15 protein-coding genes and 1 pseudogene are annotated in these 12,308 nt (G+C 46.2%); 7 read left to right on the top strand and 9 right to left on the bottom strand.

The features are described 5' to 3' along the window. The first annotated feature begins 8 nt into the window (after positions 1–8). The 3 genes from HAP95_RS14330 (at position 9) to HAP95_RS14340 (ending at position 3,138) form a co-directional block, all read left to right on the top strand. Positions 9–563 (top strand): hypothetical protein, encoded by a 555-nt coding sequence (locus tag HAP95_RS14330; RefSeq protein ID WP_215884839.1) that lies wholly within the window; start codon positions 9–11, stop codon positions 561–563. An 85-nt stretch (positions 564–648) separates the two neighbouring features. Then, the gene (gene trxA / locus HAP95_RS14335) at positions 649–1,518 is read left to right on the top strand and encodes a thioredoxin (RefSeq protein ID WP_215884840.1); all 870 of its coding nucleotides are present in this window, start codon (positions 649–651) and stop codon (positions 1,516–1,518) included. A gap of 99 nt (positions 1,519–1,617) precedes the next feature. After that, positions 1,618–3,138 (top strand): Do family serine endopeptidase, encoded by a 1,521-nt coding sequence (locus tag HAP95_RS14340; protein ID WP_215884841.1) that lies wholly within the window; start codon positions 1,618–1,620, stop codon positions 3,136–3,138. A gap of 343 nt (positions 3,139–3,481) precedes the next feature. On the opposite strand, the gene HAP95_RS14345 is transcribed toward HAP95_RS14340, so the two are convergent. The 8 genes from HAP95_RS14345 to HAP95_RS14380 form a co-directional block, all read right to left on the bottom strand. Then, positions 3,482–4,924 (bottom strand): outer membrane protein assembly factor BamB family protein, encoded by a 1,443-nt coding sequence (locus tag HAP95_RS14345; protein WP_215884842.1) that lies wholly within the window; start codon positions 4,922–4,924, stop codon positions 3,482–3,484. A gap of 169 nt (positions 4,925–5,093) precedes the next feature. Next, on the bottom strand, positions 5,094–5,543 hold the full coding sequence (locus HAP95_RS14350) for a hypothetical protein (RefSeq protein WP_215884843.1): 450 nt from the start codon (positions 5,541–5,543) through the stop codon (positions 5,094–5,096). Positions 5,544–5,770: 227 nt separating this feature from the next. Next, on the bottom strand, positions 5,771–6,706 hold the full coding sequence (locus HAP95_RS14355) for a sulfur oxygenase reductase family protein (protein ID WP_215884844.1): 936 nt from the start codon (positions 6,704–6,706) through the stop codon (positions 5,771–5,773). A 66-nt stretch (positions 6,707–6,772) separates the two neighbouring features. Further along, positions 6,773–6,943, bottom strand: coding sequence for a CsbD family protein (locus HAP95_RS14360; protein WP_215884845.1), 171 nt, complete (start codon positions 6,941–6,943; stop codon positions 6,773–6,775). Between the two features lie 47 nt (positions 6,944–6,990). Further along, positions 6,991–7,608, bottom strand: a complete 618-nt coding sequence (locus HAP95_RS14365; protein WP_215884846.1) for an ABC transporter substrate-binding protein — start codon at positions 7,606–7,608, stop codon at positions 6,991–6,993. Positions 7,609–7,618: 10 nt separating this feature from the next. Next, positions 7,619–8,065 carry a DUF3568 family protein gene (locus HAP95_RS14370; RefSeq protein ID WP_215884847.1) on the bottom strand — a complete coding sequence of 149 codons (447 nt, stop codon included), beginning with the start codon at positions 8,063–8,065 and terminating at the stop codon, positions 7,619–7,621. 83 nt (positions 8,066–8,148) lie between these two features. Further along, positions 8,149–8,409 carry a hypothetical protein gene (locus tag HAP95_RS14375; RefSeq protein ID WP_226832803.1) on the bottom strand — a complete coding sequence of 87 codons (261 nt, stop codon included), beginning with the start codon at positions 8,407–8,409 and terminating at the stop codon, positions 8,149–8,151. 28 nt (positions 8,410–8,437) lie between these two features. Next, the gene (locus HAP95_RS14380; protein WP_215884848.1) at positions 8,438–8,710 is read right to left on the bottom strand and encodes an EexN family lipoprotein; all 273 of its coding nucleotides are present in this window, start codon (positions 8,708–8,710) and stop codon (positions 8,438–8,440) included. Between the two features lie 476 nt (positions 8,711–9,186). On the opposite strand from HAP95_RS14380, the gene HAP95_RS14385 reads away from it, so the two are divergent. The 4 genes from HAP95_RS14385 (at position 9,187) to HAP95_RS14400 (ending at position 12,114) form a co-directional block, all read left to right on the top strand. Next, positions 9,187–9,978: an autotransporter outer membrane beta-barrel domain-containing protein gene (locus HAP95_RS14385; protein WP_215884849.1), complete on the top strand. Its 792-nt coding sequence runs from the start codon at positions 9,187–9,189 to the stop codon at positions 9,976–9,978. Between the two features lie 201 nt (positions 9,979–10,179). After that, positions 10,180–10,557: a hypothetical protein gene (locus HAP95_RS14390; RefSeq protein WP_215884850.1), complete on the top strand. Its 378-nt coding sequence runs from the start codon at positions 10,180–10,182 to the stop codon at positions 10,555–10,557. A gap of 317 nt (positions 10,558–10,874) precedes the next feature. Next, on the top strand, positions 10,875–11,246 hold the full coding sequence (locus HAP95_RS14395; protein ID WP_368356596.1) for an EAL domain-containing protein: 372 nt from the start codon (positions 10,875–10,877) through the stop codon (positions 11,244–11,246). 124 nt (positions 11,247–11,370) lie between these two features. Further along, positions 11,371–12,114, top strand: coding sequence for a GGDEF domain-containing protein (locus HAP95_RS14400; protein ID WP_226832804.1), 744 nt, complete (start codon positions 11,371–11,373; stop codon positions 12,112–12,114). A 67-nt stretch (positions 12,115–12,181) separates the two neighbouring features. Here the strand turns inward: HAP95_RS14400 and HAP95_RS14405 are convergent. Further along, positions 12,182–12,308, bottom strand: a pseudogene (locus HAP95_RS14405) (IS110 family transposase); the annotation flags it as partial.

Here is a 12,308-nt window from a genome sequence, read left to right on the forward strand (position 1 = left end):
CCGTGAATATGTCCGTTCTCCCCGAACGCCGTGAACAAATCCGCAGTGCCCACGCCGCCCTGATCTTGCAGGTAGTTGCAGCCTGCCAGAACCCCCGGTTGCGAGGCACTGTCGACGACCACCTGCGCGTCGCCGCTGCGAATGGTTGGGGAGAACTGGTGGCCGTCATTCAACAGATGATGGCTGGCAAGCGCGAACTGGGTTTACTGCAGGGACTGGATGAAGAAGACAGTGTCATTGTCGAATCCATACTGATGGGCCTGCAAAATCCCGAAACCCTCCCCAAAAGTACGGGGCAGGCAGATCCGGGACTGGCGGCCCCAGGGCTGGCCAGTGTCATCCTTGCCGCCCGCCGGGGCGATCCCCAGGCCGTCGCCTGGTTGGGACAAATGGCCAGTCAAATGCAAAAAGCCGGAGGCGACATGGCCCGTATGGGGGCCGCTCTCGGCCCCTTGTCCCGGGGTTTGGATGATCGTCGCAAACTGGAAAAAGGGATGGGACCATTGGGTCGCAGCCTGCTTCAGGGGGTACTGGACGAACTCGCCAAAGCCGAATTGCAATAAGGTCCATTCCACCCGAAAAGCTTGAAATGTTGCTTTATCGCCCCTATTTCCCGAGTCAACGTCTTTTTATTTTCAGGAGTATTGCATGGCCACTGGTGAACACATCCTCGAAGTCAACTTAGGTAATTTTCAGGAAGCCGTTATTGAGCTTTCCCAAAAGGCCCTGGTCCTCGTGGATTTCTGGGCACCCTGGTGTGGACCCTGTCGCGCCCTGGGTCCTGTCCTCGAAAAGCTGGCGGAAGAAATGCAGGGTGCTTTTGTTCTGGCCAAAATCAATTCTGATGAAAACCAGGAACTCTCCCAGAAATATCAGGTGCGCGGAATTCCCGCAGTCAAGGCTTTCAAAAACGGTAAAGTGGTAGATGAGTTCACCGGCGCTCTCCCGGAGTCTGCAATCCGCCAGTTTCTTGAAAAACATTTACCCAAGCCCGGCGATGATCTGCGCGCCGAGGCCATGGCCGCCATGGCCCAGGGCAAAACCGATGAAGCCCAGTCACTACTGGAAGAATCCCTGCAAACGAACCCCCAAAACGATCAGGCGCGTTTGGCACTGGCCCATCTCGCCATACAACAGGGACGCCATGCGGATGCCCAGGCACAAATTGATGCCATGTCCCCCCTGTTTCAGATGGAAATCGAGGTCGAGGGCCTGAAAGCATTACTGGAATTTACGGATGCAGCACGCAAAGCGCCGCCCATGACCACGCTGGAGACGACCATTGCCCATGAAAAAGGCGATGCACGCGCTCTGGCCATGTATCAGCGGGCGCTGGTTCTGCTTTTGCAAGGCCAGGAAGCCGCCGCTTTGGATCAACTGATTGAAATGGTGGAAAGACACAAAAGTTACGACGATGGACTCGCCCGCAAAACCATTCTGAAGATTTTTGCCCTGCACAGTAATCAGGGGCCACTGGTTGAGCAATACCGCACCAAATTATCCCGCGCCTTATATTAAGTGCTATGGTAGATCTTAGGCAGGAACTAGATGCTTTATTACCGAGTCTAAACGCAGATGCGTCAATGCTGCAGAACCAAAACTCCAAAGGAGAGTCCTATGGCGAATAGTCGCCCGAAAACCCTGTTGAAACGCCCGAAACTACTGATTACTGCTGTTGTTGCTGCGTGCTTTGGTTTTACGCTGGGCGCCACCGAATGGGCACAGGCCGATGCCACCCCTACGGCTCCCGCCTTATCCATCAACACCAACACCGCACCCCAACAGGCGCTGGTTGCCCTCCCGGACTTTACCCCCATTATTGATCGCTATGGTCCGGCAGTGGTGAACATCAGCAGCACCACCAACAAAGTCATCCACCAACAGCACAATCCGTTTCCGCCAAATTCTCCTTTTTACCAGTTTTTTCAGCACTTCGGCGCACCCGGACAAGCCGGTCCCGGCCATCAGCAGCACGAAAAAATTCAATCACTGGGTTCCGGATTTATCATCAGCCCGGATGGTTACATTGTCACCGCCGGTCACGTAGTACGGGGTGCCAATCATATTGTCGTCACGCTGACCAATCATCATGCCTATCCCGCCAAACTGATCGGACTTTCAGTACGCTACGACACCGCCCTGCTGAAAATTGATGCCAAGGATCTTCCCACTGTCCCTATCGGCAATTCTGATCATCTGAAAGTCGGCCAGTGGTTGCTGGCTGTAGGTGCGCCCTTCGGTTTTTACAATACCGTCACCCAGGGGGTGGTCAGCGCCATGAACCGGCCGTTGCCTGATGACGAATACATCCCTTTCATCCAGAGCGACGTGCCCATTAATCCCGGCAACTCCGGTGGTCCGCTCTTTAACATGAAGGGCCAGGTGATCGGCATCAATGATCAGATTTATACCAACAGCGGCGGATATATGGGATTGTCATTCTCCATCCCCATCAATACCGTCATGCGTGTGGTGCAGGACTTCAAGGACCATAAACCCATTCAGTTCGGGTATCTGGGTGTCGAAGTGCAGGATGTCACGCCGCAAATGGCCCAGGCCCTGCATCTTCAGGAACCGGTAGGCGCCCTCGTGGCTTCGGTGATGCCGGGTAGCCCCGCCGCCAAGGCTGGCATCCAGCCCGGTGATGTCATAGTGACTTATGACAGCAAACCGATTTACAACATCAGCCAACTGCCGCCCATGGTCGGCAACACGGTTCCTGGCACCCATGCCAGCGTGGGCATCCTTCATCATGGCGTCGCGGAAACAAAAAATGTGTTGGTCACCGCCCTGCCGAAAAACATGGATGAACAGAACAGCAGTACCCAACCGGCAGCGCCTGCAAAGACTGTGAAAATCAGCCGGATGGATATTCATGTTCAAAATCTGACTCCAGATATTGAAAAACAACTGGATGTCCACCATGGTGTGGTGGTGGTAGGTGTCAGTGAAGGCCCTGCCGCCGAAGCAGGCCTGATGCCCGGAATGATCATTCAGCAGATCAATCAGCAGGATGTCCAAAATGTCAGCGAGCTGACGCACATTGTCGCCGGGTTACCAAAAGACCAACCCATTCCCATGTTGGTCCGTCAGGGTAAAGCCAGCATCTATGTGGTCATTACGCTCGCAAAGAAATAGTACGCCGTGGATTAGGGCATACCGCTACCTCTTGAACAACAATAGAAACCAGGGATGGAGCAGCGGTACAGCCTTTGTCACATGATAGGCGATGCCCAGGAAGAAATCGAAATCCAAGGATCTATTCAGGCAGATCAATTATCCGCATTTGGCCTTTCGTAACAGCAGGACTTGAGGACTTTTAACCAAAAGATTCACAATAACTCACCAAAAAACAGACTTTAACATCACCAGATGGTCATGTTAAAGAGCACCCCAACGCAAGAAATACTGACAAGTGATACGCCTTATCAGGAGTGCTGCCCTCATAGCTTGCATATGAATAGGTTTCATTAAGATAAACTCATAATCCCGTTTTTACGGAGACAACCTTCCCAGAAGATCCTCCCACAACTAAATGGTTTCTACTGAGCAAAACATCTGCGGGTCCAGGAGACCCAGCAGAAAGATGCCTTTTAAATAAAACCCTTCCATTGTTTGGGTTAATCACAAACAATACACCGTGACTGTTGACTAAATATAATTTACCATTATAAATATTAGGATTACTGACATCTTCTCCAGTATCAACAGACCAAAGTAAACGCCCAGTACCAACCCTCAAAGCATATAGTATATGAGTTATCCGAGGCTCTATAAAGATAGTACGACGCCAAGCAGTGAGTGGAGGATCATAAATTCCCGCCTTTTCCGGATCATGATTGGACATCTTGGAAAAATGAACGGGGATGTCTAAAAAGTGCGCCATTCTACGGGCGGCAGCAATAGTCCAGTTGGACCAATAGTACTTTTCATCCAGTAGACGTTGATGTATCCATGAGTTGGGAGGCAGTCTCTTTGTATAAATGGTTTTATTAAAGATCACATCACCTGTTTTTGCCTGCATACCAACAACCTGAAAGGTGAAGTATTTCATCTTTTCATGTCGCCAGAGATGGTTGATAATCTGTAACGGAGCATATGGTGGATTACGCATATATGCTGTATAAACAATTCCATGAGAGAGGACTGGAGATGCTTCAGCGAGATTTTGAGCATGAGAAAGATTTTGTGACCATACCACCTTATGAGTTCGCCAATCGATATCATAAAAATAATTTTTATCTGTAAATGAATTGTCAGTCCCAAAATAAAGCTGATTCTGTGCATGCAGAGGTGAAGACATTGCTGACCAACCACTAATTTTTGTTTTCCATAGAATATGACCCGTTTTCTCGTTCAAAGAAAAGAAATGACCACCGCCATCAGGGCCAAGGATTTCGCGATTTACATACGCAGGTGTTGGCATAACTTGACAGTGGGTCAAATGTTCCCAGGCAATATGGCCTGTTTTCCTGTGAAGCGCTATCACTCCATGCGGGTAGGGTGAACGGCAAGAATAACCTTTATTTAGCGCAAACATGCGCTTTCCACCCATTCCAACAATGACCAAATGCCGAGTAACAATGGGTTCTGTCATACTGATATTAGGTAATTTTGTGGACCAAATTATCCGACCATTTTTCCCGTCAACTCTGACGACCTTTCCTTGTTGAGGTTTTGATCTTCCAGCACTTATATACAGATTGTTTTTGTGGATATTGATTGGGGCGATAATTCTTTCACCTAAATTTATTGTAAAACTTCCCAACTTCTGATTCGATGTATTCAGGTGGTGAATATTATCTTCAAATTGATTCACTGACGATGCCGAAGCTATAGCCATGGGCTCGGTTGCAAAATATAGAATCACAACTATTAACCAAATATGTTTCAATGCATTAATTTTTTTTGTGGTGATAGACAATAACCTGTTCATTCTCATTTCTGGCCACCATGGTTATCAATCAACTCAAGAGAATCACCTGTGATTTTTTTAGTTAATCTGTTAGTACTATAGAAAATGATATTTTTTACAAACAATAGTACCGTGTTATTTACATAAGCACCGTCAAATATAGATTTCATCACTTTTATTACTCTCCAACTACATTGCCCTGAATCCTCACAACGATGCGTAATACAAGGTTGGCAACAAACCCGCCAACAATAAGCATAATATTGGCAATTTGCATATCGATATAAGCATCTGATTTTTTTTGAAACACCAGTGCCGCTGTTTTAGTCCCATTGGCAAGAAGCTCCAAAGTAAACAATGAAGATGCAAATATGATCAGGACTATCAACATCACATTTATTGCGACATTCCATGTATTATGATTAATACGTTTTGCAATCAATACCGAATCAGAATAGTAGATAATAGACATCAAAGACATTTCCAAGGCAATTTCAGTAAAATTCCCAGAATATATTCTTATCACAATAAAAAACAAATAAATAAGCACGGGAATGCTTAATATGGAAATCTCTGAAAAGGAATCGATGCAAATATGCATTATCTTTTTTATTATTTTAAGATTCATACGCACTCCACGTGATTAACAAAGCGAGAAATATTAGTTCGCAAAAGTACTGATAAAAAAATTATCTTTTTATATTTATTGGCAAGTATTATCAAATACCTACCATTCGATTTAAATGACCATGATGAACAGCCCCTTCATTGCCCATTACGAAGCAATTCCCCAGGGGCTGTTTTTGAAAAGTTCAGATCTGCAAGTGAAAATGACAGATCATTTCCAGCTTGCCATTAAATTACTAATTTCTTACGCCATTGTCCCTGTTCCATCATGGGTCCAAATAGCATGTAGTAAGGCCCCTTGTCCAAATGGGCAAGTACGCCTTCATTGTGAATCTGCCGCAACTCGTAATCCAGCATCGCATGGGCTATGCCCATATGTGCATGTTCGGGAGACTCCCATTCCATATGCACCAAGTACTGCGTTGGCTTCTGGCCCGGAATCAGCGGCTTATCAGGCACCTGGCTGCCATAGTTGGTGTTGTACTCTGGTGGGTTGGCACCCAGTGTGGCCTTCAGCATCCCTTTGGGGTCAAACTGAAAGGATCCTATGGCAGAAACGCCAAACTGTTTCATGATCATCCAGCCGATCATGCCCGGAACATTTTCTTTCATCCAGGTGAGCGTCTCTATGGCCCCTTTTTCAAAATCTCCCTCATGCCCGTCCATCACCCAATGGTCACCAATGGCAATAGTCCGCTTTGCCGATAATGCCACTTTAGGCACGGGCTTCTGCTCTGCGAAAGACTTTCCTAAAACTGCAGGGATATCGGTCATACCCATAATCAGGGGGAGATCGGAACGAATGACTTCATAATAGGGTTCCCATGGTCCCTCTATGACCATATCCAGGCAGCTTCCACATAATTCAAAAATTTCCTTGAAGTTTTCATGATGCATCTCTTCATGCGACTTCACGTCTTTCCATGCGGTGTACTGAAACATGGAAATAGGATTCAGGGTTTCATGCATATCAATAGCGCCACCACCATAGCGCCCAGCCATGGGATGTATACCCGTCTGCAACAATTGTTCAAAACCTAAAAACCCGGGATGCGAGGCCGTAGTGATACAAACCTTAGGCCCAACCTTCATCATAGTTTCATAACTTTCCGGCCGATTGGCTACTTTTGACTGATTGATGGCAATAATAGGATTTTTACTCATATATTAACCTCCAGTAGTTACTTTAGACAAGAAAATTACCGATTAATTCATCTATAGTTTTCTCAATCAAGAGATGACGGGAAAACATTTAATCTGAGAACCTCTCTTTGAAATCACCCATTTTTCCTGTACTTCCACTTCTTCCTTTGTGACCTTACCTTCAGCCTCTTGCTGAGCGTTTCCGGTAATTTTACCGGCGACTTCTTTGACTGCACCTTTGACCTGCGTTTTATTCATAAAACTCTCCTTAGTTGATAGATTATTCAGCAACATGACCTTAGCTATTACTGGGCTGCGTGCACCAACATTTCCGAGTGTTTATCGAGCTCATTCAGTAGTGCATGGATCCCGCCTTTTTTCAGAGCACCCGTAAATTCCGCTTTCTGCATCGCCAGGTTGCTGACGCCGTCTGTCGTTACATTGACAATTTTCCATTGCCCATGGTTTTGGCTGAGCAGATAATCAAACGTGTTGTTTTTACCGCCATTGCCGGACTTCAACGTAGTGCTGACCATCATTCGGTGGCCAAGCACGCTCTTGGAGACGGGACTACTAAACTTTTGACCAGCGTAATGGGTGAAATGCGCGGCATAATTTGCCACAGAATAATTGGTCAGTGCCTGCACAAACTGCTTCCTTTCCGGAGCAGACAGTTTATCCCACGCGGTCCCCAGGCTGTAGTGCGCGATTTTTGAAAAATCATAGGCTTGGATCATTTCGGGATACAATGCGTGAAAACGACTCTCATAGCTACCGGATGGTCCCATTTTCATGGAGCGTATGAGCGCCATGTTGAGGCAATAGCGCTTCCTGTACCCAACATGAATATCGCTATACAAGCACCCAAAAACTTTTGGTTTTCGGTAAGTTTTGAAAATTTCATCCTCATCTCCTTTATTCATCCGCCAGAAATCAAATAGGCGGGGCCTTGACGGTAGCCTGGACACCCAGCGTCTGGTTCAATAACGAGAAAAACTGTCTGGAGAGCGCTTTATTGCCAAACAGACCAACACCCATCGTCACTTTGGTAACCTCTTGACTCGTGGATTTCAAAATGACGCTGACAGCCGTGCCTGCTGTCGTTTTCCCATCAATGATCCATTTGTCTGGATTTTTCTTCACATTACCCACATAGGTAATGTGCATTTTCGGGAATACATGCAGAACAGCAGCCTGAACCGTTCCGAGCGGCCTTGGATAATAGGCATTATAGTCGGTCAGAATTCCGGCATTGACAACGGCGACGCTACCGGCTGCAGCGATAGCAACGCAGCCACTTAAAGGCAATACCGCCCCCATACAGAGAACTGCAGCCATCCAGCCGAGTTGTTTCCCATAGTTTGGATATTGAATACGCATTGTTCATTCCTTGTGTTTGCTGTAAGCATGGAACGGATAGGGCGTCAGGATCTTACTCAACGAGCATGACGCTCTATTCCAGCTTACTGAGTACCGCTCGCTGCCCGATCTGCCTGGTTTGCCGTCTGTTGCGCAGCGTCTGCCCGGTTTAATACTTCATTTTGTTTATGCTCTAGCGCGTCGGCTTTCGCCAAGGCCCGATTGGCTGTCTCCTGGGCAGCGCGTGCATTATTCTGCGCTGACTCGGCTTTGGCGCTAGGGCCGCCTCCGCACCCGGCCAGGGCCAGAGGGGTCAACATGATCATTGTCAGCGTGAGCGTCTTCATCGTTTTCCATGCATTCATGATAATTTCTCCTTTGAATCAAAGCACCTCAAGACAAGGCTTTGCCGACACTATGTAGGGTTTTTTTAGCGTTATAAGACAATGCATTATCAGAGGCTTTTTCAGCATTTTTGCAGGATTCCAACTTGTCTCGGCCGGCACTGTTTTTACACCAGTCTACTTCCTGCGACATTTTTTTCTGGTGATGTAAATACCAGGAAACTGGATGGCCACCCTGGGGCCCTTGAGAAACGGCTGAACAACCGGCAAGAGCCATCCCGAATAACGGCGGCATTAGAAAAAACAATTTTGATATTTTCATATTCTCACTTTCTCCTTCTCCATGTAGACAACTGGATTTAAGATTCAGCTAATTTGGTACGTTGATTTATTGTCGATTAATTCTGGTACATTGTCAAAAATTGATTACAATTAAATTGCTGTTGCTAATTGGCGACTTCTTGATGCTTTCTCATATTTTCTTGATTACTGTTTATTAACAATGATCATGGCGGGTTACTGAAGAACTAAAACATATATTATAAAATTACTTTGTCGTTGATATGAAACAATCAAAATAAGAATTTCATTGTACAAAAATGAATAGCGTAGGGCAGCTAATGATGCGGCAAGAAATGTAATGGGCAAGCAATAAAATACAAATATAACGTCACCATAAATAAGAATATAATTAAAACAATACAAATAACTTATTTATTTTTCAGATAGATACAAAATTTGATAAGCTGTAAAATATTTACTATAGTATATAAATCAATTTGCACAAAGGTGAATCAAATGAAAACTATTGCTTTGATTGGTTGCGCAGCACTGGGCGTGTTCCCCGTATTGGCCTTTGCCAGCCCACTTCAACATGGTCTGAACTATATCGGCATTTACGGGGAGGCTATCGGTACACCCGATTCATACAACTCTTTTAATACGCAAGATTTCGTACAGTCCTTTAAATCCATGAAACCCGCTGCTGGTGGAAACACCTCAGGTGGTGTCGGTGTGGTACTGAACGGGATCAGTCAGGATGATGTCCTCTTGCATCTAGGGTTTAATTATGGATTTAGCCCCATTATTGGTGACAGTAATGGAAATACCAGCAACAGTGGTCATTCCATGGCTTTTAATGCGCGTCTGGGCAAGGGGTTTCAGTTTGGTCACAACCTCATAGCGGGACCCTATATTGGTTATCAGTACGCGCAGTTCAAATTAGGGATTGGTGATAATGGCAACTTCGGAAATGCTACCTACAATAATAATGCCATCGGTGGTGGATTGTTTCTTGCCATGGAACCTGTTCAAGACCTCACCCTGTCTGCCCATGCCGGCTATATGGTGGGCATATCATCCAATGAAAAAGTGAACTTTTCAGATTTGTCCGTTCAGCCTGGTGGCGTTCCATCAGCCAATGTATTCCAGGTGGGTGGCAAACTAAGTTACCGCTTCCTGCCGAATGTCAGTGGATTCATCGGGGTGAATTACGATCGCTACTTGGCATCCAAACAATTCGGCCCCATCAACGTTAAGACGCGGGTAAACAGCTTGCGGGGTATGGTAGGTGTTGCTTATAACTTCTAACCAAACATTTTTGGTAAGATGATATGACTTTATCTGTGAACTAACAGTGGTTTTAATGCTGTTAGACCTACTGGCTTAGAGGTTTCGGATAAAGTCATCCCCAGCGTAATAATCTGTAATGTTGTTGTTTTATTATTTACCAATATATCCTGAAGCAGAATGTAATTAGATTTTTCATATATTAGCAGAAAGGAGGACAAAATGCGTAACCTCAAATTATCCAAAATGCTGTTCAACGGATTGTTTCATGTTGCTCTGGTAGCTAGTGCAGATAAGGAATGTCGCTATCTACTAGTCGACGGTTTACGTGAGTTAGTTACAGGCTTAAATGAGCTAATTGATCTCAACGATATGCCTGCAATCTGTAATAACGGGGAAGTTCTGGAGCACGATATTTTAGACATTGAGCATATAGTTTTTTTAATGTTAGAAGATGCCCGTGCTAAAGACAAGAATTTAGAATTACAATGCTCATTAAGTCAATTGATGGACGAACTTACCGCTATTAAATGGTTTTTATCTAACCGGTCACAGATTAATAGCTCGATTAGGGTAATGGCTCCTCGACACCATGTGTAGTTTATGAGAACTATCAGCCCCGTATGGTGCCTGTACAGAAGAAATCAGTCTGTCATCGATTGATGAGAGGCTGTTATTTCTTTCAAACGAGACCACTGCATGAAGATAAAATATTAACTCTGTCAAACAGCGCCTGAGATTTGTCAGTTTTCAGCAGAAAACAGCGTCAATATGGTTTATCCATGACCCGGCCCATATTCCGCAAATTATTTCCATATATCAGGTTATAACGTATTCGTTTTCAATGAAATTGTGTAGTAAAAGCGTGATACCGACTTATGGCAGACAAATGACGCTGTTTAACACATCTTCGCCGTATCATTGATTATTATCAAAAATTAGGATTTCGAACGGCTATCGATGATTTTGGTGCGGGTTATGCGGGGCTCAATTTGCTGGCGAACTACCTGCCCGATTATATCAAACTCGACCGGGAGCTGATTATTGATATTGACCGACACGAACGCCGTCAGGCCATTGTCCATGGTATACAACTGACCTGCCGGGAACTGAATATCGGCATTCTGGCAGAAGGTGTGGAAACGCTTGCGGAATATCGCTGGTTGCGCAGGCAAGGTATTGACCTGTTTCAGGGATATTGGTTTGCGAAGCCTGGATTTGAAACGCTGCCGGAGGTACCCGACGAATGTTACATTACCTCCGCGCATTCAGCAGAAAGGTCTGAATAATTATACAGCATGGCATATATCACCCGATAGCTTTCCCAGTGAAGAAGGAGTTACTTCGATCAACCAAAAAGGTTCAATGGATAACCAATCGCCCCCAAAAATCTGGTTGGATATTTTTTCCAGCATGAGTAAGGCCCCATTCACAGGAAGTGTAGACCTGCCTTGGGATCAGGCCCAAAAGCGGCTTATGGACCAGATGTTGAGCAGTCTGGATCAAAGCGGGCTGTTTCATACCTGCGCCATCGCTCGGGCCGATACCGGTCACATTTTGCGGCCTTTGGCGGTTTCCGGTCCAGTACAACAAATAGTTCTGGAGAATGTGGCTGTACTGTTTTCGCCAGACCATCCTCATGCGCGCAGCATGACGGCACGGGCTCAGGTTGAGGACCGTACCTTGCTCGTGACTGACTATGTGCACAGCGAATATTTGCAACATCCCGATCTGGCTGGATGGCGACAGGCGATAGAAGCCATTGGCATCCAGTGGCTTCTGGCCACGCCGATCCATCGACATGCCTCTTTTTGGGGGGTGCTGGTGTTGAGCGGCTTACAAGATGAGCCGCCGGAACTCATGGCCGACAGTGCGGAAAAGGTGGCTGAGTTCATTGCTGACGCCATGGAGCATCTGGAAACACGTCGAAATGAACAGCAGTATCGGGAAACCCTTAAAAATCTGGCGCATACCGATGCTTTAACCGATCTTCCCAATCGACGGGCGCTGGAAACGCAGATGGAGCAAGCCATGCTCCGCGCCATTCGTCACAATCGTCTTCTGGCGGTCTGTATGCTGGATTTGGACGATTTTAAGCCAATCAATGACACCTATGGTCATGAGATAGGCGATGAAGTATTGGTGACCTTAATGTGAAAGAAATGGGATTACGGGCACAGAAGTCCCTGGCCTGTGAGGACCATTTGACGGGATCTGAAAGCGGTTATGCCGGATCGGGCAGGAATCCGAACTTGATCAGCTTTTTGATCCAGCGTGCGGCATTACGTTGTACGCTCAAGGCTTCATAATCGGTGGCGGCGTCCCGGTAATATGTGCCGCGAGAGAGCATG

Origin of the sequence: Acidithiobacillus sulfurivorans (assembly GCF_018853815.1) — a bacterium.
Taxonomy (GTDB): Bacteria; Pseudomonadota; Gammaproteobacteria; order Acidithiobacillales; family Acidithiobacillaceae; genus Acidithiobacillus; species Acidithiobacillus sulfurivorans.